Origin of the sequence: Agrobacterium sp. GD03872 (genome assembly GCF_029840625.1) — a bacterium.
Lineage (GTDB): Bacteria > Pseudomonadota > Alphaproteobacteria > Rhizobiales > Rhizobiaceae > Agrobacterium > Agrobacterium fabrum_A.
In genome coordinates this window covers 201,807-227,488 of sequence record NZ_JAOCCY010000002.1, presented here as the reverse complement: position 1 = coordinate 227,488, position 25,682 = coordinate 201,807, and the positions used below count along the sequence as shown (strand labels likewise).

Here is a 25,682-nt window from a genome sequence, read left to right as displayed (position 1 = left end):
CACAGAATGCGCGGTTTTAGTGAATGAAGCGTTAAATGGCGGGAATCCATGACGCGGATGGTAACCATGCGTAACAAGATGATATTTTTCCGCCCCTTCACCCCGCTTCAAAATTGAACAGCTGCGTCACTTAAAAAAACACTTGCCCCAAAAAGAGAAACCGGGGGCACCGCAATATATTTGTTTATCAGCAAATATAAAAATGAAGGCGATACTTTTCTGTTTTATTTACCAAGAGAAACTCATCCTGCCGTTTACTTTGAATTAATCGTTTTTTTTAAGTGCTTGGAAAGCGCCCGGCTGTAGTTTGAACGCAACCGAACAACGGAGAACAGTTGTCGGCGTGCTGAACCAAACAAGATTTAGGAGAGACCTATGACCAAGATTTTCGCTCGTTTCCTCAAGGACGAATCCGGCGCTACGGCAATTGAATACGGCCTGATCGCTGCCCTCATTTCTGTCGCCATCATCGGCGGCGCCACCACTCTGGGCACAAAGCTCAGCACCCAGTTCACGAACCTGGGCAGCTACATGAACGTGAAGTCGAATACGACGCCGTAATTTTCACGTTAAAATGGACTTGATCGTGTTGCCCCGTCATTGCGGGGCAACATAGTTTCTAATCGCAGGTATGAGACCATGACAGTTGCGGCGATATTCCTTATACTTCCGTTGTGCCTCAGCTTCGCCGCGCTGAATGATCTCTTCACGATGACGATTCCCAACAGGATACCGCTCATCCTGTTATTTTCCTTTATGATAGTCGCGCCCGTTTCGGGCATGGACTGGCAAACTTTCGCCCTTAGTTTCGCAGCTGGCGCCGCAGTCTTTGCCGCCTGTTTTGCGCTCTTCGCCGCCAATGTCATGGGCGGGGGGGATGCGAAGCTCTTGACCGCCGCAGCGGTGTGGTATGGCTTTAACATCTCCGTCATCGAGTTTCTACTCGCGGTGACCTTCATCGGCGGCGTTTTGACCGTCGGAATCCTTCTTTTGCGAACGCGCTCCCGAGAAATCATGGCCGCCGGAATTCCGGTACCCGATTCCCTGCTGGTGGCCAAAAAAATCCCTTACGGTATCGGCATAGCGATAGCTGGTCTTCTGACCTATGGGGAAGCACCGCTGGTGAAAGCCGCCATCGCGAGCCTTTCTTAAGTAACCCCTGGCGTTAAGCACCGGTTAACTACAAATCCAAGCATAATATTAACCATAATTATACCAATCGCGCGCCATCCTGACGGGAGAAAAATCTGATTCCCTCAAGGATCGAGCATGAAACCGTCGCGTATCGTCATTCTATCCGTTGCCCTGGTGGCCGCCGGTCTTGCCGGTCTTGTCGCCATGCAGATTTCCGGTGCGAAGCAGGTCATCGAAAAAGCGGAAACAATCATCCAGAAGGAGCCGACGGTCAACGTTCTCGTCTCTTCGGTCAATCTGCCCGTCGGCAGCCGCCTGAACGACAGTTCCGTGCGCTGGACACCCTGGCCACAGGGCAATGTGATCGACAGTTTCATAACGGAAGCGAAAAGGCCTGACGCCATCACGGAACTGACGGGTGCGGTCGTGCGCCTGCCTCTGTTCGAAGGTGAACCGATCCGGCCGGAAAAAGTGGTCGATTCCAGCACCCGCATCATGTCCTCCCTTTTGCCAGCCGGAAAGCGCGCTGTCGCCACCGAGATTTCCGTCTCGACCGGCGCGGGCGGTTTCGTGCTGCCGAATGACCGGGTCGATGTGATCATGGTCCGCAAGGGCGACAACGGTAACTTTCTGACCGAAAATGTCTTGAACAATGTTCGTGTTCTGGCAATCGACCAGCAGATCAAGGAAGGCGAGGACGGCACGGCGGCGGTGGTCGGCGCAACCGCTACACTGGAGCTGACCCCTGAACAGGCCAAGATCATAACGGTGGCGCAGCAGATGGCGGATCGCCTCACGCTCGCTCTGCGCTCGGTCGCCGATGCGCAGGAAAACGACACGCTTTCGGCCGGCTATCTTCTCAATGGAGGTTCCGGACAGCCGGAAATTCAGGTGATCGAGTCCGGCTCGATCGTGAAAAGCGGTCAAGGAGTATCACAATGACCGGGGAATTCATGACAAAACGCCTGAAACAACGTCTGCGTTCATCGATGGCGGGTGGGCTTGCATTCTGCCTGGCCTTTTCAGGCGTTCCAGGCCAGCATTCCCCCACGTTTCTGCGCGTCAGCGAAGCGGAGGCGCAAAGCGCGAGCATCGTGCGGATCACGGAAAGCGGTTCAGGCACCCGCAAGCGCCTGAACCTGGGTTTGAACAAGGCGCTGGTCATCGACCTGCCGGAAGACGCCCACGACATTCTTGTTGCCGATCCGAGCCTTGCGGATGCCGTGACACGCACGTCCAGACGTATCTATCTCTTCGGTAAAACGGTGGGACAGACCAACATCTTCATTTTTGGTGAAAATGGCCGGGAAATCGTCAGCATCGATCTGGAGGTCGAGCGCGACATCTCCGGGCTTGAGGCCAATATCCGCCGTTTCATTCCCGAGTCGGATATCAAGGTGGAAATCGTTTCGGACAACATCGTTCTTACAGGATCGGTGCGCACACCGCAGGATTCCGCACGCGCCGTTCAACTTGCCGACGCCTTTCTAAAAGGCGGTGAGGCCACCACCCGCAACATATCCCTGACAGGCGGCGACAATGGCGGCGATGCGGCGATTTTTGCCGAGCGCCGGCAGGTATCGCAGATCGTCAACATGCTGACGATCGAGGGTGAAGATCAGGTAACGCTGAAAGTCACCGTCGCCGAAGTCAGCAGGCAGGTCCTGAAGCAGCTTGGCTTCAACGGTTCCATCAGCAGTTCGACAAGCGGCAACGGTTTCGAATTCGCAAATCCGACGAACCTCGGTAGCGCCATCGACAGCGCGTCCCGGATCGCCAGCGGTGCGATAGGTTCAGGCTCCCTCAGATTCGCCTCCTATCTCAACGCCATGGAGCAGGCCGGCGTCATGCGCACATTGGCGGAACCAAGCCTGACGGCAATTTCCGGGGAGCAGGCAAAATTTTATGTGGGGGGAGACTTCCGTATTGCCGCAGAACAGGATGTTTCGCTCGACAAGGACACGAATTCCACCGTCGTCAAACGCGAGATGGAAACGGTCGACTACGGCATTACCTTGAACTTCAAGCCGGTGGTGCTTTCACCTGGCAGAATAAGCCTCAAGATCGAGACCAACGTGTCCGAACCCACCTATGAAGGCAATGTCGTCACCGGAAACTACGGGCGGGGCATTCCGGGCTCTACCTACATGTCGATACGCAAGCGCGAAACCTCTACAACGGTCGAGCTTCCTTCCGGCGGATCGATCGTGATTGCGGGTCTTGTCCAGGATAATGTCCGGCAGGCCATGTCCGGACTGCCGGGGATTTCGAAAATTCCGATCTTCGGTACGCTTTTCCGCAGCAAGGATTTCCTGCGCAACGAAACGGAACTGGTCATCATCGCGACGCCCTATCTGGTACGGCCTGTTGCACGCAACCAGATTGCCCGGCCGGATGACAATTTCAATCCGGAAAACGATGCCGCTATGTATTTCATGAACCGCGTCAACAAGGTCTATGGCCGCAAGGATCAGGTTCAGGCCGCTCCCTATCAGGGATCAGTGGGGTTCATCTACAAATGACGATACGCGCACAAAATCTCCTCTTCACAGCAAGCCCGATCAGGGCGGGAAGCGTCATGAAGGAAACCTGCTCCTCCTTTTTCCCTCACCGTTCTGGAAGAAGGACCGGCCTTGTCGTCGTTGCCGCGCTCGCCGCCGGCCTGTTGCAGGGCTGCGCCCGCGACCCGATGACCACCAACGCCATTCCCGACGATTATCGCACACGCCATCCGATTACCCTGTCGGAGGCGGAGCATTCGCTGGATATTCCGGTTTCGGCCAGCGACGGCCGGCTGACCACCGCGATGGCGGATAATGTCCGCGGTTTTGCCCAGAACTATGCGTCGATGTCGACGGGTATCGTCAATATTCAGATACCGTCGGGATCGGCCAATTCAGTGGCCGCATCACGAATGGCGAAACAGATCCGCTCGACGCTTTCCGGTGCGGGCGTGGCGTCGGGCAAGATCATGGAGACACGTTATGCCGCTTCTCCGAATGGCGACGCCTCCCCCATCCGGCTGAGCTATGTCGCCGTTACCGCGATGACCGGCCAGTGCGGCCAATGGCCCGAGGATCTTTCGGACAATACCTTCGCCAACAAGAACTGGTACAATTTCGGGTGCGCCTCCCAGAGCAATCTCGCAGCCCAGATCGCCAACCCAATGGATCTGGTCGGCCCGCGCGGCATGAGCCCGATCGATGCCGAACGCCGCGCAGTCGTCATCGACGCCTATCGCGGCAAGACGTCGTCGACGACGACGACAGATTGATGCGGATCCAACATTTGTCACGGCAGGAAAGACGATGAGCGCAGTAGAATACGATATCAAGCCAAACGCCGGTGCAGAGGCCGAGCAGCCGGTGCGCGCCTCGGATATGGATCGTCTGCGTCCGCTGCCCCGCATATCCATCCACGCCTTCTGCGTCAGCGACAATATGCAGGGCGTCATGGACGCCTTGTCCGGTGATCGGCGCATGAGCAAGGTTACCCTGCGGGTGACCAAAGGGGATATCAATGCGGCAGCCACGATGTTTTCCGCGTCGCCCACGCCCAATCTCATCATTCTCGAAACGGCAAGCGCAACCGCCACGCTGCTGGACGATCTAGCACCCCTGGCGGAGGTTTGCGATCCCTCCACCCGTGTCATCATCGTCGGTCGGCACAACGACATAACGCTTTACCGCGATCTCATCCGCAACGGCATTTCAGAATATCTGGTCGCACCGGTCAACATGGCCGATCTCTTGGCTTCTATCGCCACGATCTTCGTCGACCCGGAAGCAGAGCCCCTGGGCCGCAACATCGCCTTCATCGGCGCCAAGGGCGGAGTGGGTTCATCGACCATCGCGCATAATTGCGCCTTCGGCATTGCGAGCCTTTTCGCCACGGAAACCATTCTGGCGGATATGGATCTCGCTTATGGAACGGCCAATATCGATTTCGACCAGGATCCTGCCCAGGGCATGGCTGAAGCGGTATTCTCGCCGGAGCGGCTGGACGAGGTGTTTCTCGACCGTCTCCTGACAAAATGTTCCGACCATCTTTCGCTTCTGGCGGCACCGTCCCTTCTCGACAGGACCTACGATCTCGATCGCCAGTCCTTTCTGCCGATCCTCGAGGTTTTGCAGCGCACCGCCCCCGTTGCGGTTCTCGATCTTCCCCACCAATGGTGCGACTGGACGCGGGCAGTTCTTTCGGAAGCGGATGAGGTGGTCATCACGGCAGTTCCCGATCTCGCCAATCTGCGCAATACGAAGAACCTTTTCGATGCACTGATCAAGCTGAGACCCAACGACAAGTTACCGCATCTCGTTCTCAATCAGGTCGGCATGCCCAAACGTCCGGAAATCGCGGCGGCGGATTTCCTCGAGCCGCTGGAAATCGAGCCGATTGCGATCATCCCGTTCGACGCACAATTGTTCGGAAATGCCGCCAATAGCGGACGCATGATCAGCGAGATGGATGAAAAATCCCAGACTGCGGAAACCTTCTCGCAAATCGCCCATACCATCACAGGCCGTACCGTGCTGCGCAAGAGCAGACGCGGCGGACTGGAAAAACTGAAGAATATTCTCAAGCGCAAGTAGGTCTTCTGCCTGCGTCGTTAGACGGAAACGCCGATGTTCGGAAAACGCGGGCCCGAGGGCCCAGCCAGAAGCACAAAGCCGGAACCTGTTGCACCTGTGCCCATACAGGTGGCGACGACGCCTGAGCCTCGCTCCCTTGCAATTGACACTCTTGAGCCTGGCCAGTCACCCGTCATGCGTCAGCCCGCCGCGAACCCATCGCCCGCGCAGCGAAAACGCGCCCGCACGGAAGATTATTATAATACCAAGAGCCAGGTATTTTCCGCGCTTATCGATACGATCGATCTTTCGCAGCTCGCCAAGCTCGACGCGGAAAGCGCGCGCGAGGAAATTCGCGATATCGTCAACGATATCATCACGATCAAGAACTTCGCCATGTCGATTGCCGAGCAGGAAGAACTGCTCGAAGACATCTGCAACGACGTTCTGGGCTACGGGCCGCTGGAGCCGCTGCTCGCACGCGACGACATTGCCGATATCATGGTCAACGGTTCCGGCCAGACCTTCATCGAAGTCGGCGGCAAGACCATCGAATCGGATATCCGCTTTCGCGACAATGCGCAGCTGCTCTCGATCTGCCAGCGCATCGTCAGCCAGGTGGGCCGCCGTGTGGATGAGTCGAGCCCGATATGCGATGCGCGCCTGCCGGACGGATCGCGCGTCAACGTCATCGCTCCGCCGCTCGCCATCGACGGCCCGGCGCTGACAATCCGAAAATTCAAGAGGGACAAGCTGACGCTCGACCAGCTCGTGCGTTTCGGGGCGATCACGCCGGAAGGCGCTACTTTGCTCAAGATCATCGGTCGTGTCCGCTGCAATGTCGTCATCTCGGGCGGTACCGGCTCGGGCAAGACGACGCTTCTTAACTGCCTGACGAGCTTCATCGACAGGGATGAACGTGTCATTACCTGCGAAGATACCGCCGAACTGCAGCTGCAGCAGCCGCATGTGGTGAGGCTCGAAACGCGTCCGCCAAACATCGAAGGCGAAGGCGAGATCACCATGCGCGATCTCGTCAAGAACTGCCTGCGCATGCGGCCTGAGCGCATCATCGTCGGCGAAGTGCGCGGACCGGAGGTTTTTGACCTGCTCCAGGCCATGAACACCGGCCATGACGGCTCGATGGGAACGCTGCACGCCAATACGCCGCGCGAATGCCTCAGCCGTATCGAATCGATGATCGCCATGGGCGGCTTTACCCTGCCGGCCAAGACCGTGCGCGAAATCATCTCCGGCTCGATCGATGTCGTCATTCAGGCCGCGCGTCTGCGCGACGGCTCGCGCCGGATAACACAGATCACGGAAGTGATCGGCATGGAAGGCGACGTCATCGTTACCCAGGATCTGATGCGGTACGAGATCGAAGGCGAGGATGCCCAGGGCAAGCTGATCGGCAGACACGTATCGACCGGTATCAGCAAGCCGCATTTCTGGGATCGCGCACGCTATTACGGCGAAGAAAAACGTCTGGCGGCAGCGCTCGATGAGATGGAAAAGACGTCCTAAGGGAAAGCGACTGCCATGGACTCGACAATAGTGTTACTGGCCGTACTTGTCGCCATCTCGGCAGGCGCGCTCGCCTATGCCTTTCTTTTCCAGCAGATAGAGGTCGAGAAAAAGACCACCAGCCGCTTCAAGCGGGTGCAGGCCGCAGAGACGGATCACGCAAATATCAAAGCTGCGCGCGACCGGGTCCAGGAACTCAGCAAGCGCCGCAAATCCATGCAGGACAGCCTGCGGGATATGGAAAAGAAACAAACCGAAAAGGCAAAAAAAGCAAAGAATGTCAGCCTGCGCGACAAACTCGTACAGGCTGGACTGGCAATTTCCGTTCGACAATTCCACCTTCTGAGCGTCGGCGCAGCAGCTTGTGCCGCTTTCATTGCCCTTATCTATGGTCTGTCGTTATTGACCGCTCTCCCGATAGCCGCGGTCGCGGCTTTGGGCCTGCCGCGTTGGGTATTGGCGTTTCTCCTCAAGCGTCGGCAGAAAAAATTCCTCGAGGAGTTCCCCAATGCGCTTGATGTCATGTGCCGCTCGATCAAGTCGGGTCTGCCGCTGAACGACGCGGTACGACTGATCGCCTCGGACGGCCAGGAACCGGTGAAAACGGAGTTTCAGCGGGTTGTCGACGCGCAGCAGGTGGGTATCGGAATCCCGCAGGGCATCGAGCGCATGATGCTGACCATGCCGCTTTTCGAGGTCAGCTTCTTCAGCACTGTCATCAATATCCAGGCCCAGGCAGGCGGCAATCTTTCGGAGGCATTGTCGAACCTTTCCAAGGTGTTGCGTGACCGAAAAAAAATGCGCGCGAAAGTAAACGCCCTGTCCATGGAAGCAAAAGCGTCTGCCGTCATCATCGGCGCATTGCCTTTCATCGTAATGTTGCTGGTACACTTCACATCGCCGAACTATCTCTCGGTTCTTTTCACGGATATGCGTGGAAACGTGATTCTTGGAGCATCTGGACTGTGGATGTTCATCGGGATTTTCATCATGCGTCAAATGATCAATTTCGATATTTAAGAGGCGGCCATGACATTCTTTTCCCGCCTGACGGATCCGCAAACGATCATCGCCATTCTCGTGACTTTGGCGGTCTTCGCGACCCTCTATACGTTGATCATGCCTTTCCTGGAGCGGAAAGATCTTGCCAAGCGGATGAAAGCTGTATCGTCGGAGCGGGAACTCATTCGTAGCCGCGAGCGTGAGCGTCTGGCGACCGCAAGCCGAGAGGGCAAAACCTCCCTTCGCGGCAATAACAATAAATCCGCACGGCGGATCGTCGAAAAATTCAATCTTCGCGAAGCGCTTGCCGACAAAAACACGATGAACAAGCTGCGCGCTGCCGGTTTCCGCTCGCAGAATGCGCTCAATACATTCCTGGCTGCGCGATTCGTCTTGCCGTTCATTTTCCTGGCTGGGGCATTCACCTGGGTTTTCCTTCTCGGAAACCTGGCTGATCAGGCTTTTGTCGTTCAGCTGATGGCCGTGCTTCTTTTTGGTTATGTCGGCTTTTACGCCCCCAATATCTATGTTTCGAACCGCATGACCAAACGGCAGGCCTCGATCAAGCGGGCTTGGCCGGATGCGCTCGACCTGATGCTGATCTGCATCGAATCCGGCGTATCGATGGAAGCAGCCATGCGCCGCGTCGCGGAAGAAATGGGCGAACAGTCACCTGAGCTGGCGGAAGAAATGATCCTGACGACAGCGGAACTGTCCTTCCTGCAGGACAGACGCATGGCCCTTGAGAACTTCGGCATGCGCACTCAACTGGAGGGCGTCAAAAGCGTGGTGCAGGCCCTTATTCAGGCGGAGCGGTACGGCACCCCGCTTGCCCAGGCCTTGCGCGTTCTCGCGCAGGAGGGCCGGGATGAACGAATGAATGAAGCCGAGAAAAAGGCCGCTGCCCTGCCGCCGAAACTGACCGTGCCGATGATCGTGTTTTTCCTGCCGGTACTCATCGCCGTCATTCTCGGGCCGGCCGGCCTTCGCGTCATGGATACGTTCTGACGAAGACCCACGTCGGCGAGCTTGTCTCAACGGACGTCATGATGCCTGTGGGTCGCACCGGCCGGTGCGTATCCGAAAGCGTATCAACCAGCCGGTTTGCCGTCTTTTTTCGCCAGTTGCTGCCAGGAGTTCTGCTGCGAGAGCATGGCACGCAGATAAGTGAGGTTCGCCTGAGCCTGCTGCGCAGAGAGCTCCTGAACCGCGATGCGCTCGGCTTCGGCAAAGCGACCCTGAAGACCTACCACCAGCGCAAGGTTCTGGCGGACGCGGCTGTCGGCGCCGGGCTGGGCGATAGCCGACTGCAGATAGGTTTCGGCAGTGCGCGGATCGCTCGACAGGACATAGGACATGCCGAGATTGGACAATACGCTCGGATCATTCGGCTTCAGGTCAAGCGCCTGCCTGTATCGGGAACGCGCCTCGTTCGAACGTCCAAGCTGATCGAGAACGGCGCCCTCGGCGGAATAAAGCCGCCAGTCGGGCCGGTCCGGCGTCTGTGCGCGCTGAATGGTCGAGAGCGCCTGTTCCAGCTGGCCGGCCGCCGCCTGCGACTTGCCATAGGCGGCAAGGACATCACGGTCGGCCGGATTGGCAATGGCGATCTGCTGCATGACGGCAAGCGCCTGCGTGTTCTTGCCGGTCATCATCAGCACGCTGGCATAATTCATGCCGACCGATTTATCCTTGGGGCTGCGCTCATAGGCTTTGCCGGCGCTCTCTTCCGCCTGCCGGAGCTGCTCCATGTTCATGTGGTCATAAGAGCGCGTGGCGGCGGGAATGGAACCGGTGGACATGCGGTCCGGCTTGTTGGTGCTCGCACATCCTGAAACCGCAAGGACCAATGCGGCAAGACATGCTCCCCGCAGCAACCCCGTCCGGCCCGTCTCGTCGAAAGAAAATGCAGTCATGGCAGCGCCCCCGCCCAGGAATAATCAATCTTGCGCCCGACACACGACAGACTCACATGACGCAACTTTCGCTTAAGCAATAATCTGTTAACCCTAACAGAGCGTTAATCGCACCGATTCACGACATTTACGGAAGCATACCCATGGCGCCCTATCAGTTCATCGAACGCCCCACCCCCTTCAGCTCAAAGGCCGGCAGCACATTGCCGGTTTTTGCCGTCACCCCGGCCCATATCGAACAGGGCGCGATCGATCCGGTCGCTCTGGACTGGGCGAAAAAGGCGGGTTTCAAGGCGGAAGCCGGCGCCGTCCTGCTTGTTCCTTCCGCCGATGGATCGCTGGGCGGCGTGCTTCTCGGCCTCGGTGGCAATCCCTCCGAAATTCCCTTCATCACCGGCAAACTCGCCCGCGAGCTGCCGGAGGGCGAATGGCACATCGAAACCGCCCCGCTGACGGCCAATCGCCTCGCCCTCGGTTTCGGCCTCGGCAGCTATCGTTTCGACAAATACAGGACCAGCAAGTCCAATGGTCCAAAGCTTCTCATTCCGCAGGATGCGGAAGATGGGGAGATCAAGCGCATTCTGGCCGGCGTTTTCCTTGCACGCGACCTCATCAATGTCCCGGCCAACGATATGGGACCGGATGAACTTGAGATAGCCTTTCGCGCGCTTGCCGCCCATTACAAGGCGAAAGTGAACGTCACCACCGGCGATGATCTGCTGAAGGAAAACTTCCCGCTGATCCATGCCGTCGGCCGGGCCAGCGAAAGCGCGCCGCGGCTTCTGGAGATGAACTGGGGCAAGAAGGGCAATCCGCGTCTCACCCTCGTCGGCAAGGGCGTCTGCTTCGATACCGGCGGCCTCGATATCAAACCCGCCGCTTCCATGGCGCTGATGAAGAAGGATATGGGAGGTGCGGCCAATGTGCTCGGCCTTGCGCTAATGATCATGGATGCGAAACTGCCGGTCGATCTTCGCGTTCTCGTACCCGCTGTCGAAAACTCCATCTCCTCCAATGCCTTCCGCCCCGGCGATATCTACCGCAGCCGCAAGGGGCTGACGGTGCAGATCGACAATACCGATGCCGAGGGCCGCCTTGTTCTCGCGGACGCGCTGGCCTATGCGGACGAAGATGCGCCGGACCTGATGATCGACATGGCGACGCTGACGGGTGCCGCACGCGTCGCGCTCGGCCCGGATCTACCGCCCTTCTACACCGATGATGAGGATCTGGCGCATGATATCGCGGAAGCCAGCATCGATACGGACGATCCGCTGTGGCGCATGCCGCTCTACATGGGCTACGACAAGGATATCCGCTCACGCGCGGCCGATATCACCAACGCGCCTTCGGGCGGCATGGGCGGATCGATCACCGCCGCCCTGTTCCTGAAGCGTTTTGTCACCAATACCAGGCGCTGGGCGCATTTCGATATTTACGGCTGGTCTCTGAGCGAGCGGCATCACTCATCGATCGGCGGAGAGGCGCAGGGCATCCGCGCCCTCTTCCATTACATCGCACATCAGTTCGCGAAATAATCTGCCGATAGGTCCGGCTTCCACGGGCGCTTCCTCAACCGGAGCGCCCGTTTTCAATTTAGAGCATTTCCGGACGGAGAACCGGGCTCCAATTTTCCTGGAAAAGCTTTAAACCAGAACCTTCTGTTCCTTGTGGTCCTCTTCACCGAAGAACTTCAGGTAACGCTCCACCTCGGCCGGATCGCCGGTTGCCTTTTGCGGATTGTCCGAGAGCTTCACAGCCGGCCGGCCATTGGCGTCACTCACCTTGCAGACGATGGAGATCGGCTTGAGGCTGGCGATGGTTTTTGGCGCACAGCCGGCAAAATCATTGGTGAGGTTGGTGCCCCAGCCGAAGCTCATGCGAACCCGGCCTTCAAAGTGCCTGTAGGTGTCGATGATAGCGTCGACGTCGAGACCGTCGGAGAAGATCAGCATCTTCTTGCGGGGATCGCGGCCCATCTTCTGCCACCACTCGATGATCTTTTCCCCGCCTTCGATCGGCGGCGCGCTGTCGGGGCGGAAACCCGTCCAGTCCGCCACCCATTCCGGCGCATTGCGCAGGAACGCCGCCGTGCCGAAGGCATCCGGCAACACGATCAGCAGGTTGCCGCCATAAAGCCGGTTCCAGTCCTTCAGAACCTGATAGGGCGCGGCCGCCAGTTCCTCATCGGTCTGCGCCAGCGCCGCGACCACCATCGGCAGTTCATGCGCGTTGGTGCCGACGGCCTCGAGATCGGAATCCATCGCGAGCAGGACATTGCTGGTACCGGTAAAGGCAGGCCCGATGCCTTCCTTCAGCGCTTCGACGCACCAGCGCTGCCACAGGAAGCTGTGGCGGCGGCGGGTGCCGAAATCGGAAATACGCAGGCCCGGCAGTTCCCGCAGCCGCTCGACCTTCTCCCACATCTTGGCCTTTGCGCGGGCGTAGAGCACATCCAGCGTGAAATAACCGAGCGAGCGCATGGCGCTGCGCGAGCGCAACTCGTTGATGATGGCGAGCGCCGGGATTTCCCAGAGCGTCGTATCCATCCAGCGGCCATGAAAATTCAGCTCATATTGCCCGTCGCGCTTGAAAAGCTCGTATTCCGGCAATTGATAGCTCGAAAGCCAGGAGAGGAATTCCGGCTCGAAAATCTGTGAGCGGCCATAGAAGGTATTACCCGCAAGCCAGATATTCTCTTTTTTGGAAAGACGCAGGGTGCGCGCATGATCGAGCTGTTCGCGCAGCTCCATCTCATCGATCTCTTCCGCCAGCCGCACCGTCTTTGTGCGGTTGATCAATGAAAACGTCGCATCGACTTCCGGATAGAGCTTCCAGATCATCTGCAACATCAAAAGCTTGTAGAAATCCGTATCGATCAGGCTGCGGACGATCGGGTCTAGTTTCCAGGTATGATTGTGGACACGGGTGGCTATATCGGTCTTCGTCATACTCGCATTCCCCAATATCGGCCAAAGGTCAGAATAGCCGATGTCACTCCGCACCCCGGCAGGTATCAACCTGTCACGCGGAAGATTTATCTGAAAAAGCGACAACAAGTCCAGAGCGACGGCCAGGCAAATGCCTCCCGCCCCTGCTCTCGCATCGATTTTTGGAAAACCGCAATGGGGTTTTGGGTCCGATGCCTGAGCCGCGCGGCTTAGAAGGTCGGGTCGACGGGATTGATGCCGGGATACCAGTCCTTGGAGACCGGATTTCTACCGCCGAAACTGGAAACGCCATTTTCGTCGGTGCAGCGGTAACCCTGAACCGGAAGTCCGCGACTGCCGAAAACACTCCGGTAGGGGCCGCGCGAATATCCGGTCACGCCAAGTGCGCTGTGGCAGGTGTAACGCACTTTGGGTTGCAGCGTGCGCGGATCCTTGACGCCAGGCAGGTTCGCATAGGCATCCGGCGCGGGGGCAAACCCGTTCTGGAAAACGGTCTGCGCCTCAGCCGATGCGCTCAGCAAAGTTGCCACAAGGATTGCCGCCAATCGTGTCGCCGTTCTTGTCTTCATCGATGCCCGGTCCATACCATCATTCAAAGGATGTAGGCCTTCAGCGGCTTTCGCACAAAGGGCGGGGCAGGCACAATTTCGTGAAAGCCGCCTTCTCAGCCTTCCAGCCGCCGGAAAGCCGTCGGCTTCTCATAAAGCCAGCCAATGCGCTCGATGGCCGCGTCGAGATTTTCGCGCGCGACATTCATCGTATGGCCGTTGGCATGCAGCAGCGTTTCCTCGTTTTCCATGAGGCCGACATGGCCCTTCCAGAAGACGAGATCGCCGCGCCGCAATTCATCCCGCTCGATTTCCACGCCGAGCGATTTCACCTGCATATCAGTGTCGCGCAGAACCCGACGGCCGGTCATCGCCATGGAAAGCTGCACCAGACCGGAGCAGTCGATGCCGAAACCCGAGCGTCCGCCCCAGAGATAGGGGGTTTCAATGAAACGCAGCGCCACCGCCACATAATCTTCCTCAAGCGCCGCATCCACGGGGCGGCAATGGGCGGCGATGATCCCTTCGCCCTTTTCGGTCATGAGATAGCGGGTGCCCCGTGTCTCCGCCTCTCCGACGATCTGGATCAGGCTGCCCAGGGAAAGCGCCGCGACGGGCGGTTTGCGCAATTCAGCGGCGGGATAAAGGAAGGTGCGCGGCGCAATCACTTTGTGGGTGGCGGCAACGACATCGGCGATCGCCGTTTCCGGTACGTAACCGGCATAGCCATCCGCATCCGCCTGCACCCAAGCCCAACCGCTCGCCCTGTCAAAAACGCGAACGGTTTCACCAAACAGAAGTTCGGTGTCGATGCCGGCGGCGAGATCCGGCGTCGGCCGCAGGCCAATAACAGGCACCGCGATCTGCGCCGGCGATCCGCTGACGAAACGTTCGGCCTGCACCACGCCCTCCAGTTTCGCATCGGCCAGATCGGGGCGGAAGACATTCAGGCGGCGGTCGAGCATCATGGTTCCAGGTCCAGGGTTAGATTTTGCGCGCCTGATCAATAATCAGATCGCCGAATTTTTCCAGATAAAGCGCACCTGTTACCGTGCGTTTTATCACCACATTGCGCCTGTCCCGCTCGTCCCGAACCCGGTCGACCAACTCCAGCGCCCCGAGACTGTCGAGGGCGCGGGTGATGACCGGTTTGGTAACTCCCAGCATGGCGGCAAGTCCGCGAACGGTATGCGGCGGCGGCACGAGATAAATCTGCAGCAGGATGGCCGTCTGACGCAAGGTCAAATCCGGCTGATCGTCAATGACCTGCGCCGTGGAAACACGATGCCAGAGCCCCAAGGCCTCCGTGGGCGACAATTGTGCAGGCAAGCCGGTGACCCTTCCAGTCGTTGTTCCCCTGTTTTCTTTCAACGGAACGGAAAACTCAAGAACCAACCCGTACAAACAGAACCGCCGCGCGACGCAGATCGAGAGATTGCGCGGCACGGCGGTGTTTATCGGCCCGTTTTACGGGCTTTCACGTCCCCTCTGGACTTGCGGGATAACAAGCAAGAAACGTGCCAATTTTATTGCGGTGCACAAAGAGCAATAAAAACAGGTGTTTGGAAAGAAAATCCGGCCTTCTGGGCAAATTTTCCGCAAAGAGCGGAAAGCGCTAAAAACAGGCAACTAAAGAATCGATGCTTAAAAACTGCCTTCCGCCATAACGGCGGAAGGCAAGGTCAATCGGGGATCATATCTCCGCGCCGCGTGCGGCCTCGACCGCATCGGCACCCTGTCGCCGGTTATAGCGGATCGACGACCATAGCGAGATACCGATCAGGCCCGCGCCGCCAAGGCCGGTGATGACTTCAGGTATATGGACCATGGTCTGCACATACATGATGACGGACAGGATGAGGATCGCATAGAAGGCGCCGTGTTCCAGGTAGCGATATTCGGCCAGCGTTCCCTTCTCCACCAGCATGATGGTCATCGAACGCACATACATGGCGCCGATGCCGAGACCGATGGCGATGATGAAGAGGTTCTGCGTCAGCGCGAAAGCGCCGATCACGCCGTCGAAGGAGAAGCTGGCATCCAGCACTTCGAGGTAAAGAAACGCACCGAAGCCGCCTTTTGCAGCGCCTTCCAGCATTTCCTGGCTGCGATCGAGAATGCCGCCGACAACTTCCACCAAGAGGAAGGTCAGAAGACCCCAGATCGCCGAATGGAAGAAGGTGTTGGCCGCGACCGGACCGAGTTCCGGATTGTCGCTTGCGCCGATGATGCGGGAAAAGACCAGCATGACAACCAGCACGAAGGCGATCTCGATGCCCTTGACAGAGGAATAGATTGCCGCCTTTTCCTCGATCCAACGCACCCAGTGCACATCCTTCTCATGGTCGAAGAAGAAGTTGAGGCCGACCATCATCAGGAAGGTGCCGCCGAAAGCCGCAATCGGCAGATGGGCGTCACGCATGATTTCCGCATAACGTTCCGGCTGCGTGGCGGCCATCACAATTGCCGTCCACGGGCCGACATTGGCCGCGACGACCACGATGAGCAGCGGGAAGACGATACGCATGCCGAAAACGGCGATCAGGATACCCCAGGTCAGGAAGCGATGCTGCCAGACCGGTGTCATATCCTTCAGCTTGTTGGCGTTAACGATGGCGTTATCGAAGGAGAGCGAGATTTCCAGCACCGCGAGAACAACGCAGATGAAGAAGATCGTCGCCGTGCCGCCCACCGTTCCGGTCATTTCCCAGCCGAGATAACCGCCGAGGATCAGACCGACCACAGTGACGATAAAAGCCCACTTGAAGTAGGTAAGCGTATTTTTCTGGGCAGCGCTCATGTCCGGTCGCCTCCCATAACGAGGGCGTTCACGGACCGACGCGGAGCGTCAGGCCGCACGCAGAAAGCACGCGCGCGAAGCACATTCAGGTTTTTCATAGTTTTTAATCCGCCGGCCAATTTTTGCAGGCGGTACCGACATCGCGAGAGCGCCGTAAAACTCTCGCCAGAGGGGCCCGGCACCTTTGTTTCCTCTGCCCTAGCGAGACAAATCATCGCAGGGCCCCTTCTTACTTCCTGAAGATCACGCCTTCGTCAAGTCCCGTGAGTGTGACCACGGCGGACAATATGGATCAAACCTGCTCCGCAGCCAGCCCTTCGGCGGTTTCGCGGCGGCGTTTGAGCGTATTTTCGCGAAAGAAGATGTAAAGGCCGGAAAGAACAATCAGGCCCGCGCCGACAACGATACTCGTCTGCGGCACATCGCCGAAGAACAGCCAGCCGAAGATCACCGCCCAGAGCAGCAGCGTATATTGCAGCGGCGCGACGGTGGCGGCATCGGCAAGTTTAAGCGCCCGGTTGACCAGCACATGCGCCGCCATGGCGACGACACCGAGCAGCCCGAGGAAGGCCAGATCGAAACCGGACTGCACCGGCAGCCAGCCCGATGGCGTGAGAACCACCGCGACAATGCCCGCAAGCGCGGCGCCGATGATCTGCCAGAAGGCAAGCACCGTATCCGGCGTATTGCGCAGCTGGCGGCCGGACAACATCATGAAGGCGAAGGCGGCGCTGCCGAGAATGGAAAAGAGTGCAGCGGAAGTGAGACTTGCCGAGCTGGGTTTCAACGCGATGAGAACCCCGACGAAACCGATGGCAATGGCCGTCCAGCGGCGCCAGCCGACCTTTTCCCCGAGCAGAAACGGCGAAAGCGCCGCCACGTAAATCGGCGCCGCAAGCCAATAGGTCATGACGTCGGCCAGCGGAAGAGACGCGACTGCGAAATAGAAACAGAAAAGCTCGGCGGTGGAAAAGAAGACGCGCGCCACCTGAAGGCCGGGCCGCTCGATTTTCACGAGGCCGGAAAGGCCGGCTCTCCAGACGATCGGAACAAGAATGACAAGCGCTGCGGCGCTGCGGATGAGGATCACCTGACCCTGGCTGTAGGTCGATACGAGCCATTTACCCATGGCGTCGTTCAATGCAAAAAGCAGCATTCCAAGCAGCATGACGGCCACGCCGAGGCCCGTCGGCGAAAGCTTTCGTATCATAGTCGACATGTCAGTTCCGATCTCCCAATGGTTGCATTGGTCGTCCAACCTGCCGTCCTTTGTCAAGCCCGGAACGGCCGTAGCCACACAATTAATAGTACTAATATGTCGAGATACGGATATCAGGCGAAGATGCGCCGTTCTTCGGCCACGAGTTCCTGGAGAAAATCGACCACCGTTCGGACCCGGACCAGTTGACGGGCGGATTCGTGATAGGCCGTCCAATAGGACCGGCTGATGGTGAGATGCGGCATGATCCGCAGAAGCTCGGGATATTGGCCGGCGATATAATTATGCAGGATACCGATACCTGCGCCGGAACGCACGGCCTCCGTCTGGCCGGTGGCGCTGGAGATTTCGAAGGCCGCGTCCCAGTCGCGCATGATCTCGCCGGTAAAGTTCAGCGAGGGTGAAAAGATCAGATCCTCCACGTAACCGATCCGCCGATGGCGTTTCAGCGCCTCGACATCACCAGGCGTTCCGTAGTCGGCCAGATAATTCGCCGAGGCGTATAGACCCAGCGAATAATCGGTGAGCTTTGAAAACATCAGCCTGCCCTGCTCCGGCCTTTCGATGGTGATGGCGATATCGGCCTCACGCTGCGACAGGGAGAAAGAGCGCGGCACCGGCACGAGCTGGATTTTCAGATCGGGATAACGCGCCGTCAGCCGGCCGAGCCGCGGCGCGAGGAAGGAAACGCCGAGACCATCCGGCGCGCCGATGCGCACCGTTCCCGCCACCGCCGTATCGACCCGGCCGAGATTGGCCTGGGCATTCAGCATTTCGGTTTCCATGCGCTCGGCACCGGCAAGAAGACGCTGACCCTCTTCGGTCAACTCGCAGCCATTGGTGCTCCGCAGGAAGAGCTGCGTGCCGATGGCCGCTTCCAGTGCGGAAATGCGCCGGCTGAGGGTGGCATGGTTGACGCCAAGCTTTCTGGCCGCCGAAAGAAACTGGCCGCTTCGCGCCACGCTTAGAAACAAACGCACATCATCCCAGTTCATGGCACCCTCCTTATGTCTATTTTTGCACAATGGATGCTTATTTCAGGCGATTGATTTGTGCAAATCGAAAGGTAATGCTGCGCCATCACATTCTGGAGGAAAACCCATGAAGGAAATCGGTCATTTCATTAACGGCAAGCATGTGCCCGGCACCAGCGGCCGCACATCGAATGTCTATAACCCGGCCACGGGCGAAGTTCAGGCGACTGTAGCGCTTGCAAGCGACGCCGAGCTGCGCGCCGCCGTGGAGAGCGCAAAAGCGGCGCAGCCGAAATGGGCCGCCACCAATCCGCAGCGCCGCGCCCGCGTTTTCTTCAAGTTCGTCGAACTTCTGAACCGCGACATGAACGAGCTGGCGGTGCTGCTTTCCAGCGAGCATGGCAAGACCGTCGAGGATTCCAAGGGCGATATCGTCCGCGGCCTCGAAGTCTGCGAATTCGTCTGCGGCATTCCGCATCTGCAGAAGGGTGAGTTCACAGAAGGCGCAGGCCCGGCCATCGATATGTATTCGATCCGCCAGCCGGTCGGCATCGGCGCGGGTATCACCCCGTTCAACTTCCCCGGCATGATCCCGATGTGGATGTTTGCGCCGGCAATTGCCTGCGGCAACGCCTTCATCCTCAAGCCTTCCGAGCGCGACCCATCGCTGCCGATCCGTCTTGCCGAACTGATGATCGAAGCCGGTCTTCCGGCCGGCATCCTGAACGTCGTCAACGGTGACAAGGGCGCCGTCGACGCCATCCTGACCGATCCCGATATCGGCGCGGTCTCCTTCGTCGGCTCGACGCCGATCGCCCGCTACGTCTACGGCACAGCCGCCATGAACGGCAAGCGCGCGCAGTGCTTCGGCGGCGCGAAGAACCACATGATCATCATGCCCGACGCCGATCTCGACCAGGCCGTGAACGCATTGATGGGTGCGGGTTATGGCTCGGCCGGCGAGCGCTGCATGGCCGTTTCCGTTGCGGTTCCGGTTGGTGAGGAGACGGCAAACCGCCTCGTCGAAAAGCTCATTCCGCAGATCGAAAGCCTGAGAATCGGCCCCTATACCGACGACAAGGCCGATATGGGTCCGCTCGTCACCAAGGAAGCGCAGACGCGCGTCAAAGGCCTGATCGACAGCGGCGTCGCACAGGGTGCGAAGCTTCTGGTCGATGGCCGCGACTTCAAGCTGCAGGGCTATGAAGACGGCTATTTCGTCGGCGGCTGCCTGTTCGACCACGTGACCCCTGACATGGACATCTACAAGACGGAAATCTTCGGACCCGTTCTCTCCGTCGTTCGCGCCAAGAACTACGAAGACGCGCTGGAACTGCCGATGAAGCATGAATATGGCAACGGCGTCGCGATCTACACCCGTGACGGCGATGCCGCCCGTGATTTCGCAAGCCGCGTCAATATCGGCATGATCGGCGTCAATGTTCCGATCCCGGTTCCGCTTGCCTATCACTCCTTCGGCGGCTGGAAAGCTTCGAGCTTCGGCGACCTCAACCAGCACGGGACGGATTCGATCAAGTTCTGGACAAAGACCAAGACGATCACCTCGCGCTGGCCGTCGGGTATCAAGTCGGGCGCCGAATTCGTGATGCCGACAATGAAGTAAACGGGCAGAGCCCTCTACATTACAAAAAGCCTCGCTGTTTTCACGGCGGGGCTTTTTCGATTAAAAGATAACTAAAAAAATCAAGTTTTTTCCTTCAAAATATTTCCACTTAAAGCTGTTATAGCGTAAGAGAGCCGTGCGGCGTGGGGACGCTGCCAAACCGACGATAACGAGGAAGCCTGCAAACTCAATCTGCCCGGAGAGGGGCATGTCATGAGGGACTATTATGAGTGATATCTCAGTGAGTGCGGATCAGCGCGCGCTTGAACGCGGCTCGTTCAGCGGAAATGCCAAGGAATATTTCGGAATCTGGATCGTCAATATTCTGCTGACGATCATCACCATCGGCATCTATTCCGCCTGGGCAAAGGTGCGCCGCAAGCGTTATTTCAACGGCAACACCGTTCTGGCCGGTCGCGCCTTCGGTTATCACGCCACCGGCGGGCAAATCTTCAAGGGCCGGCTGATCGCCTTTGCCTTCATCGTCGTCTCGCAGCTCGTCGGCCTCATCCATCCATTCCTGGTTTTTGTGCCGGCAATCCTGCTGATGATCTTCTTTCCATGGCTGATCACGCGCAGCATTCGTTTCAATGCGCGGGTGACGAGCTATCGCAATGTGCGTTTTGATTTTGTCGGCACGGCATGGGGAGCTTTTGTCTCCATCCTGCTCGGCAGCCTCGTTGCATTCTTCTCCTTGGGTATTCTGGCGCCGCTGTCCAGCCGCTGGGCGAACCGCTATATTTTCAGCAACCTGCGCTATGGTGACCGGCCCTTCAGCGCCGATCCCAAAATCGGCAAGCTCTACCGGGTCTGGATCATTCCCGCGGTCATGGTGGTGATCGGCGGCATCGTGGTCGGATTTTTCGGCATTGCTGCCTTTGCGGCCAATAGCGCGATGCTCGAAGATGAGACGGCAGCCATGGCCACGGCGCTGGCCACCATCTATGTCGGCCTTTTCGGTGCATTTCTCGTCTATGGTCTTGCCGGTGTCGTCTATCGCACCGGCGTTCGCAACGTCGTCATTTCCTCCATGCTGCTGGACGGAAAGCACGACCTGCACAGCGATCTTCATCGCGGCCGCTACCTGTGGATCGTCATCTCCAACCTCATCGTCACCGTCTGCACGCTTGGCCTGATGCGGCCATGGGCGGCGGTGCGCGAGGCGCGTTATACCGTTGAACGCACGGCGATCCGCTTCAATGGCGATGTCGGCGAGGTGCTCTCCTCGATGGAAGCAACTGGCGCCGCCGTCAGCGCCGAATATATGGATATGGAAGGTTTCGAATTTGGTTTCTGATACCGGCGAAACCGTTGCGGGCGAGTGGCATGCCGCTCGCTCCAACCTTTCCAGCGCCGCCAGGCTGAAGCTTGGCGGCACGGTTCTTCTCGTGCTCGACGCGAAGGACAATCACGTCAGAACCCAGGCCGAGATAAAAACGGTAGAGATCAGCCATCGGGTCGCCGCCATCCCCCGGGAGTTGCATTTTCCCGACGGGTCGCTGTTCGAAACCCGTGACAATGACGGCGTGGACCGGCTGCTTGGCCAGCACATCACCAAACGTGCCGGCCTCGTGCACTGGCTCGAACAGTTCCGCCCGCGGCTGATCGGCATCGCCGCCGCAGCCGTTTTTCTGGCTTACGGCACCTACAAGCTGGCGCTTCCGGCGCTGGTGGAACTGGCGGTCGCCGTAACCCCGCCCATCGTTCCGCAGGTCATGTCGGCCAGCACCATGCAGGCCTTCGACCAGGCGGTTTTTTCTCCAAGCGAGTTACCGCAGGAAGAGCAGGACGCTATCCGCGCCGAATTTGCCCGGATTGCCGCCCATGCGGAAGGTTCGCCCGAGGACTACAAGTTGAATTTCCGCAAGGGCGGTTATATCGGCCCCAACGCCTTTGCGCTTCCGGACGGTACGCTGGTACTGACGGACGAACTGGTGGAACTCGCAGGCGACGACAGGCAGATGATCACCGGGGTTCTTGCCCATGAAATCGGCCATGTGGAATATGAACACAGCCTGCGGCAACTTTACCGCGCCGCCGGGGTTGCCGGTCTCGTCATGCTGATTGCCGGCGATGTCGGTTCGGCCATGGAAGATATTCTCACCCAGGGCGGCGGTCTTCTGGCGCTTTCGCATTCGCGCGAGGCCGAGCGGCAGGCGGACCAGCGCTCCGTCGAACTGATGCGCAAGGCCGGGCTCGACCCCACCGCCATCGAACGGTTCTTTGCGCTGCTGGAAGAGAAACTGGGCGACAAGGGCGGCACCAGCATTGTCTCCACCCATCCCGGAACGCCGGAAAGGCGCAAGGCTATCCTCGACTACAACGCTGCACTGGACAAGAAGCCGGCGGGTAACTGACCCGCCGGCATCAAAAAAACACTGTCAGTTGGTCGGGCCGTCGTTGAAACCCACTTCGTCCACCAGTTCGGATGCCTGCTTGCGATGGGCGGCGATATCCGTCAGCGGCAACTTGTCCGGATTGATGGGGCCGAAGCCCTTCACCACATCGGATGGCTCTGCACCGGGCAGCACCGGATATTCGAAGACCTGCTTGGCGTAGATTTCCTGCGCCTCGCGCGAGGCCAGGAATTCCATCAGCTTCAGAGCATTATCCTTGTTGGGCGCGTATTTCGTCAGGGCCATGCCGGAAATATTCACATGTGTGCCGCGATCGCCCGCATTGGGGAAGATCACCCGCACGGATCCGGCCCATTCCTTTTCTTCCGGCTCGCGATCATTGGTCAGCATCAGGCCGACATAATAGGTGTTGCCGAGCGCGATATCGCATTCACCGGAAAAGATCGATTTCGCCTGGCTGCGGTCGGTTCCGTCAGGCTTGCGGGCGAGATTGTTCTTCAGGCCGGTCAGCCATGTGCGGGTATAATCGACGCCGTGATGGGCGATCATCGAGGCGATCAGCGCGATATTATAAGAATGCTGGCCGTCGCGAATGCAGATCTTGCCCTTCCATTTCGGATCGGCAAGCTCCTCATAGGTGATGTCCTTCTGGGCCACCCGCTCCTTCGACGCATAGACCACCCGGCCGCGCGTGGTGAGACCGAACCATTCGCCCTCGGGATCACGCAGATTGGCGGGGATATCCTTTTCGATGACGGGATCGTTGAGGACCGGCTGGGTAACCTTACCCTCCTTCGCCTCGACGAGACGGGCGATATCGACCGTCAGCAGCACATCGGCCGGCGAATTGACGCCCTCGGCCTGGATGCGTTCCACCAGCCCCTTGTCGAGAAAAAGCACGTTTGTCTCTATCCCGGTTTCCTTGGTGAAGGCATCGAGCAGTGGCTGGATCAATTCAGGCTGGCGATAGGAATAGACGTTAACCTCCCCTTCTGCCAGAGCGACGGGTGCGGCGACAAGGATCGTCAGCCCTGAAAAAACGGCAGCGGAAAAGCATGATTTCAAGCTTGCCATTATGAATGCCTCCATTACATTCCGATTCTTGACTTGTTTGTTCATGAATCCTCAGAACGGTCAACAAGGCTGTTCGAGAAATATCGGATGGGTGCCAGTTTTTTCAGTTTCTGGAATTGTTCTAAACTGAAAAAGAGACTATATAACTCCACATTGAGAGTTAGGAGACCAGCATGCGCTTGACCAAACAGACCAACTATGCCGTTCGCATGTTGATGTATTGCGCCGCCAATGAAGGCCATCTGAGCCGCATTCCCGAGATCGCCAAGGCCTATGGCGTTTCGGAGCTGTTCCTGTTCAAAATCCTGCAGCCGCTGAACAAGGCGGGGCTGGTGGAAACCGTGCGTGGCCGCAACGGCGGCGTGCGTCTTGGCAAACCCGCCGACAAGATCAGCCTGTTCGACGTTGTGAAGGTGACCGAAGACAGCTTCGCCATGGCCGAATGCTTCGAGGACGGCGCCGTGGAATGTCCGCTTGTGGATAGCTGTGGCCTGAATTCGGCGCTTCGCAAGGCGCTGAATGCCTTCTTCGACGTGCTGACCGAATATTCCATTGACGATCTCGTCAAGGCGCGTCCGCAGATCAATTTCCTGCTCGGGCTCGACAAGGAAATGCCAAAGGTTGCCACACTTCCGGCTGCCTGACCGTTGCATTGCCCAAGATCATTGCCAAGCCCGCGGCCGCCGGCCACGGGCTTTTCTTTATAGATCGCACATGAAATATAATATTTTTCGTCCGGCGTGTTGACGTCGCGAGACGAAGCGGCGCATTTGGTCACGAGCTTTTTCAAGCAACCAATCAGCGTCGCAATGATCATCAAGCCTGAATTCCATACATTTGCACTTACCGCGCTCGTCGGCAGCATGGGTGCGCTGCTTGCCAGCCTGCTTCATGTCCCCGCCCCCTTTCTTTCAGGGCCGGCGCTTGCCGTGACGATCACCGGACTGGCGGGTGTGAAACTCGGGATTCCCGCCTTCATCCGCAACGCCTGTTTCGTCGTCGTCGGCATCTCCATGGGAACGAGCGTAACGCCCTCGGTCATCGATGCCGCAAAGACCTGGCCGTTGAGCTTCGCCGTTGTGCTCGTCGCCGTCGTCATCATGCTCTACGTGGCCTACTGGATCCTGCATTACGGCTTCGGCTACGACCGGACGACAGCGATGCTGGGCGCTTCTCCCGGTCACCTCAGCTATATCATCAGCCTTGGCGCGGAAACGAAAAGCGATCTTGCAACCGTCAGCATCGTGCAGAGTGTCAGGGTGCTGGCCTTGACGCTTTCCGTGCCGCTGATCGTCGAATATTTCGATCTCGTCAGCACCGAACCGTTGATAACGAACCCGCCAATGGGCCTTTTTACGCTGGTGCTGACCATCGCCGCGTCGCTTCTGACCGGATGGCTTTTCCTGCGCTGGAAGTTTCCGGCCGCGCTGCTGCTTGGCGGCGTCGCCATTTCCATCGGCACCCATATTACCGGCCTCACGCAGGGCGGTGTTCCCACCTGGCTCAGCCTGCCCGTCTACGTGCTCATCGGCTGTCTCATCGGCACGCGCTTTTCCAATGTATCGCTGATGGAAGTGCGCAAGGGCTTTCTGGCGGGTTTCGTCGTCACCATCGCCGTGATGGTGATTGCCGGCAGCATTGCCTGGGTGATTTCAGGCGTGACCGGCGTGCCGCTCAATGCCGTGATGATCGCCTACTCGCCGGGCGGTCTCGAAACCATGGCGGCCATGGCGGTGATGATGCATGCCGATACCGCCTATGTCGGTTCGCATCACGTCATCAGGCTTCTGTTCCTATCCGTTCTCATGCCGCTCGTTATGGGCAAGGATGCGCGCAAGCGGGACGACGAGGCCTGACGGCGGGCAACGGGCACTGGCAAGGGTCCGCCGCGAGAAAAATCCGGCTGGCGTTGCAACCTTTTTCCTCCCCGGTCGTTCTTGTTGAGCCGCAATTGCGGCGGCGATTTTTCGCCTGTTCGGCAGGCC

25 protein-coding genes are annotated in these 25,682 nt (G+C 58.4%); 16 read left to right on the top strand and 9 right to left on the bottom strand.

Going from position 1 to position 25,682, the window contains the following annotated elements; translation table 11 throughout:
• The first annotated feature begins 375 nt into the window (after positions 1-375).
• The 9 genes from N5D22_RS05025 (at position 376) to N5D22_RS04985 (ending at position 9,242) form a co-directional block, all read left to right on the top strand.
• Positions 376-561: a Flp family type IVb pilin gene (locus N5D22_RS05025; RefSeq protein ID WP_279654676.1), complete on the top strand. Its 186-nt coding sequence runs from the start codon at positions 376-378 to the stop codon at positions 559-561.
• Between the two features lie 78 nt (positions 562-639).
• Complete coding sequence (locus N5D22_RS05020) at positions 640-1,152, top strand: prepilin peptidase (RefSeq protein ID WP_279654675.1); 513 nt, start codon at positions 640-642, stop codon at positions 1,150-1,152.
• Between the two features lie 117 nt (positions 1,153-1,269).
• Positions 1,270-2,076: a Flp pilus assembly protein CpaB gene (gene cpaB / locus N5D22_RS05015; protein ID WP_279654674.1), complete on the top strand. Its 807-nt coding sequence runs from the start codon at positions 1,270-1,272 to the stop codon at positions 2,074-2,076.
• Positions 2,073-3,656 (top strand): type II and III secretion system protein family protein, encoded by a 1,584-nt coding sequence (locus N5D22_RS05010; RefSeq protein ID WP_279654673.1) that lies wholly within the window; start codon positions 2,073-2,075, stop codon positions 3,654-3,656. Before cpaB ends, N5D22_RS05010 begins: the two co-directional genes overlap by 4 nt.
• 56 nt (positions 3,657-3,712) lie before the next feature.
• Positions 3,713-4,408 (top strand): CpaD family pilus assembly protein, encoded by a 696-nt coding sequence (locus N5D22_RS05005; RefSeq protein ID WP_279654672.1) that lies wholly within the window; start codon positions 3,713-3,715, stop codon positions 4,406-4,408.
• A 34-nt stretch (positions 4,409-4,442) separates the two neighbouring features.
• The gene (locus tag N5D22_RS05000) at positions 4,443-5,726 is read left to right on the top strand and encodes a CpaE family protein (RefSeq protein ID WP_279654671.1); all 1,284 of its coding nucleotides are present in this window, start codon (positions 4,443-4,445) and stop codon (positions 5,724-5,726) included.
• A 33-nt stretch (positions 5,727-5,759) separates the two neighbouring features.
• Positions 5,760-7,232 carry a CpaF family protein gene (locus N5D22_RS04995; protein ID WP_279654670.1) on the top strand — a complete coding sequence of 491 codons (1,473 nt, stop codon included), beginning with the start codon at positions 5,760-5,762 and terminating at the stop codon, positions 7,230-7,232.
• Between the two features lie 15 nt (positions 7,233-7,247).
• Positions 7,248-8,252 (top strand): type II secretion system F family protein, encoded by a 1,005-nt coding sequence (locus tag N5D22_RS04990; protein ID WP_279654669.1) that lies wholly within the window; start codon positions 7,248-7,250, stop codon positions 8,250-8,252.
• 9 nt (positions 8,253-8,261) lie between these two features.
• Positions 8,262-9,242 carry a type II secretion system F family protein gene (locus N5D22_RS04985; RefSeq protein WP_279654668.1) on the top strand — a complete coding sequence of 327 codons (981 nt, stop codon included), beginning with the start codon at positions 8,262-8,264 and terminating at the stop codon, positions 9,240-9,242.
• Between the two features lie 83 nt (positions 9,243-9,325).
• On the opposite strand, the gene N5D22_RS04980 is transcribed toward N5D22_RS04985, so the two are convergent.
• Positions 9,326-10,150 carry a tetratricopeptide repeat protein gene (locus N5D22_RS04980; protein WP_279654667.1) on the bottom strand — a complete coding sequence of 275 codons (825 nt, stop codon included), beginning with the start codon at positions 10,148-10,150 and terminating at the stop codon, positions 9,326-9,328.
• A gap of 143 nt (positions 10,151-10,293) precedes the next feature.
• Here N5D22_RS04980 and N5D22_RS04975 point away from each other — a divergent pair, with 143 nt between their 5' ends.
• A complete protein-coding gene (locus N5D22_RS04975; protein ID WP_279654666.1) occupies positions 10,294-11,688 on the top strand; it encodes a M17 family metallopeptidase in 1,395 nt (464 codons plus the stop codon).
• A 108-nt stretch (positions 11,689-11,796) separates the two neighbouring features.
• Here N5D22_RS04975 and pncB read toward each other — a convergent pair whose 3' ends face one another.
• From pncB to N5D22_RS04955, 4 genes are all read right to left on the bottom strand, one after another.
• The gene (gene pncB / locus N5D22_RS04970; RefSeq protein WP_065654709.1) at positions 11,797-13,101 is read right to left on the bottom strand and encodes a nicotinate phosphoribosyltransferase; all 1,305 of its coding nucleotides are present in this window, start codon (positions 13,099-13,101) and stop codon (positions 11,797-11,799) included.
• Between the two features lie 209 nt (positions 13,102-13,310).
• Positions 13,311-13,670, bottom strand: coding sequence for a hypothetical protein (locus tag N5D22_RS04965; protein ID WP_279654665.1), 360 nt, complete (start codon positions 13,668-13,670; stop codon positions 13,311-13,313).
• Positions 13,671-13,765: 95 nt separating this feature from the next.
• Positions 13,766-14,617: an NlpC/P60 family protein gene (locus N5D22_RS04960; RefSeq protein WP_279654664.1), complete on the bottom strand. Its 852-nt coding sequence runs from the start codon at positions 14,615-14,617 to the stop codon at positions 13,766-13,768.
• Positions 14,618-14,633: 16 nt separating this feature from the next.
• Positions 14,634-14,978, bottom strand: coding sequence for a MarR family winged helix-turn-helix transcriptional regulator (locus N5D22_RS04955; protein WP_279654663.1), 345 nt, complete (start codon positions 14,976-14,978; stop codon positions 14,634-14,636).
• Between the two features lie 4 nt (positions 14,979-14,982).
• On the opposite strand from N5D22_RS04955, the gene N5D22_RS04950 reads away from it, so the two are divergent.
• Positions 14,983-15,201, top strand: a complete 219-nt coding sequence (locus N5D22_RS04950) for a hypothetical protein (RefSeq protein WP_279654661.1) — start codon at positions 14,983-14,985, stop codon at positions 15,199-15,201.
• Between the two features lie 141 nt (positions 15,202-15,342).
• On the opposite strand, the gene N5D22_RS04945 is transcribed toward N5D22_RS04950, so the two are convergent.
• From N5D22_RS04945 to N5D22_RS04935, 3 genes are all read right to left on the bottom strand, one after another.
• Positions 15,343-16,449: a DUF475 domain-containing protein gene (locus N5D22_RS04945; RefSeq protein WP_279654660.1), complete on the bottom strand. Its 1,107-nt coding sequence runs from the start codon at positions 16,447-16,449 to the stop codon at positions 15,343-15,345.
• 292 nt (positions 16,450-16,741) lie between these two features.
• The gene (locus tag N5D22_RS04940; RefSeq protein WP_279654659.1) at positions 16,742-17,668 is read right to left on the bottom strand and encodes a DMT family transporter; all 927 of its coding nucleotides are present in this window, start codon (positions 17,666-17,668) and stop codon (positions 16,742-16,744) included.
• A 113-nt stretch (positions 17,669-17,781) separates the two neighbouring features.
• On the bottom strand, positions 17,782-18,663 hold the full coding sequence (locus tag N5D22_RS04935) for a LysR family transcriptional regulator (protein ID WP_279654658.1): 882 nt from the start codon (positions 18,661-18,663) through the stop codon (positions 17,782-17,784).
• A 106-nt stretch (positions 18,664-18,769) separates the two neighbouring features.
• On the opposite strand from N5D22_RS04935, the gene N5D22_RS04930 reads away from it, so the two are divergent.
• The 3 genes from N5D22_RS04930 to N5D22_RS04920 all read left to right on the top strand — a co-directional run bounded on the left by N5D22_RS04930 (position 18,770) and on the right by N5D22_RS04920 (position 22,623).
• A complete protein-coding gene (locus N5D22_RS04930) occupies positions 18,770-20,266 on the top strand; it encodes a CoA-acylating methylmalonate-semialdehyde dehydrogenase (protein ID WP_003524451.1) in 1,497 nt (498 codons plus the stop codon).
• Positions 20,267-20,492: 226 nt separating this feature from the next.
• The gene (locus N5D22_RS04925; RefSeq protein WP_279654657.1) at positions 20,493-21,563 is read left to right on the top strand and encodes a YjgN family protein; all 1,071 of its coding nucleotides are present in this window, start codon (positions 20,493-20,495) and stop codon (positions 21,561-21,563) included.
• Positions 21,553-22,623 (top strand): M48 family metallopeptidase, encoded by a 1,071-nt coding sequence (locus tag N5D22_RS04920; protein WP_279654656.1) that lies wholly within the window; start codon positions 21,553-21,555, stop codon positions 22,621-22,623. Before N5D22_RS04925 ends, N5D22_RS04920 begins: the two co-directional genes overlap by 11 nt.
• A 24-nt stretch (positions 22,624-22,647) precedes the next feature.
• Here N5D22_RS04920 and N5D22_RS04915 read toward each other — a convergent pair whose 3' ends face one another.
• The gene (locus N5D22_RS04915; RefSeq protein ID WP_279654655.1) at positions 22,648-23,697 is read right to left on the bottom strand and encodes a Fe(3+) ABC transporter substrate-binding protein; all 1,050 of its coding nucleotides are present in this window, start codon (positions 23,695-23,697) and stop codon (positions 22,648-22,650) included.
• 173 nt (positions 23,698-23,870) lie between these two features.
• Here N5D22_RS04915 and rirA point away from each other — a divergent pair, with 173 nt between their 5' ends.
• A complete protein-coding gene (gene rirA / locus N5D22_RS04910) occupies positions 23,871-24,341 on the top strand; it encodes an iron-responsive transcriptional regulator RirA (protein ID WP_279654654.1) in 471 nt (156 codons plus the stop codon).
• Positions 24,342-24,506: 165 nt separating this feature from the next.
• A complete protein-coding gene (locus N5D22_RS04905; protein ID WP_279654653.1) occupies positions 24,507-25,553 on the top strand; it encodes an AbrB family transcriptional regulator in 1,047 nt (348 codons plus the stop codon).
• Positions 25,554-25,682: the final 129 nt, after the last annotated feature.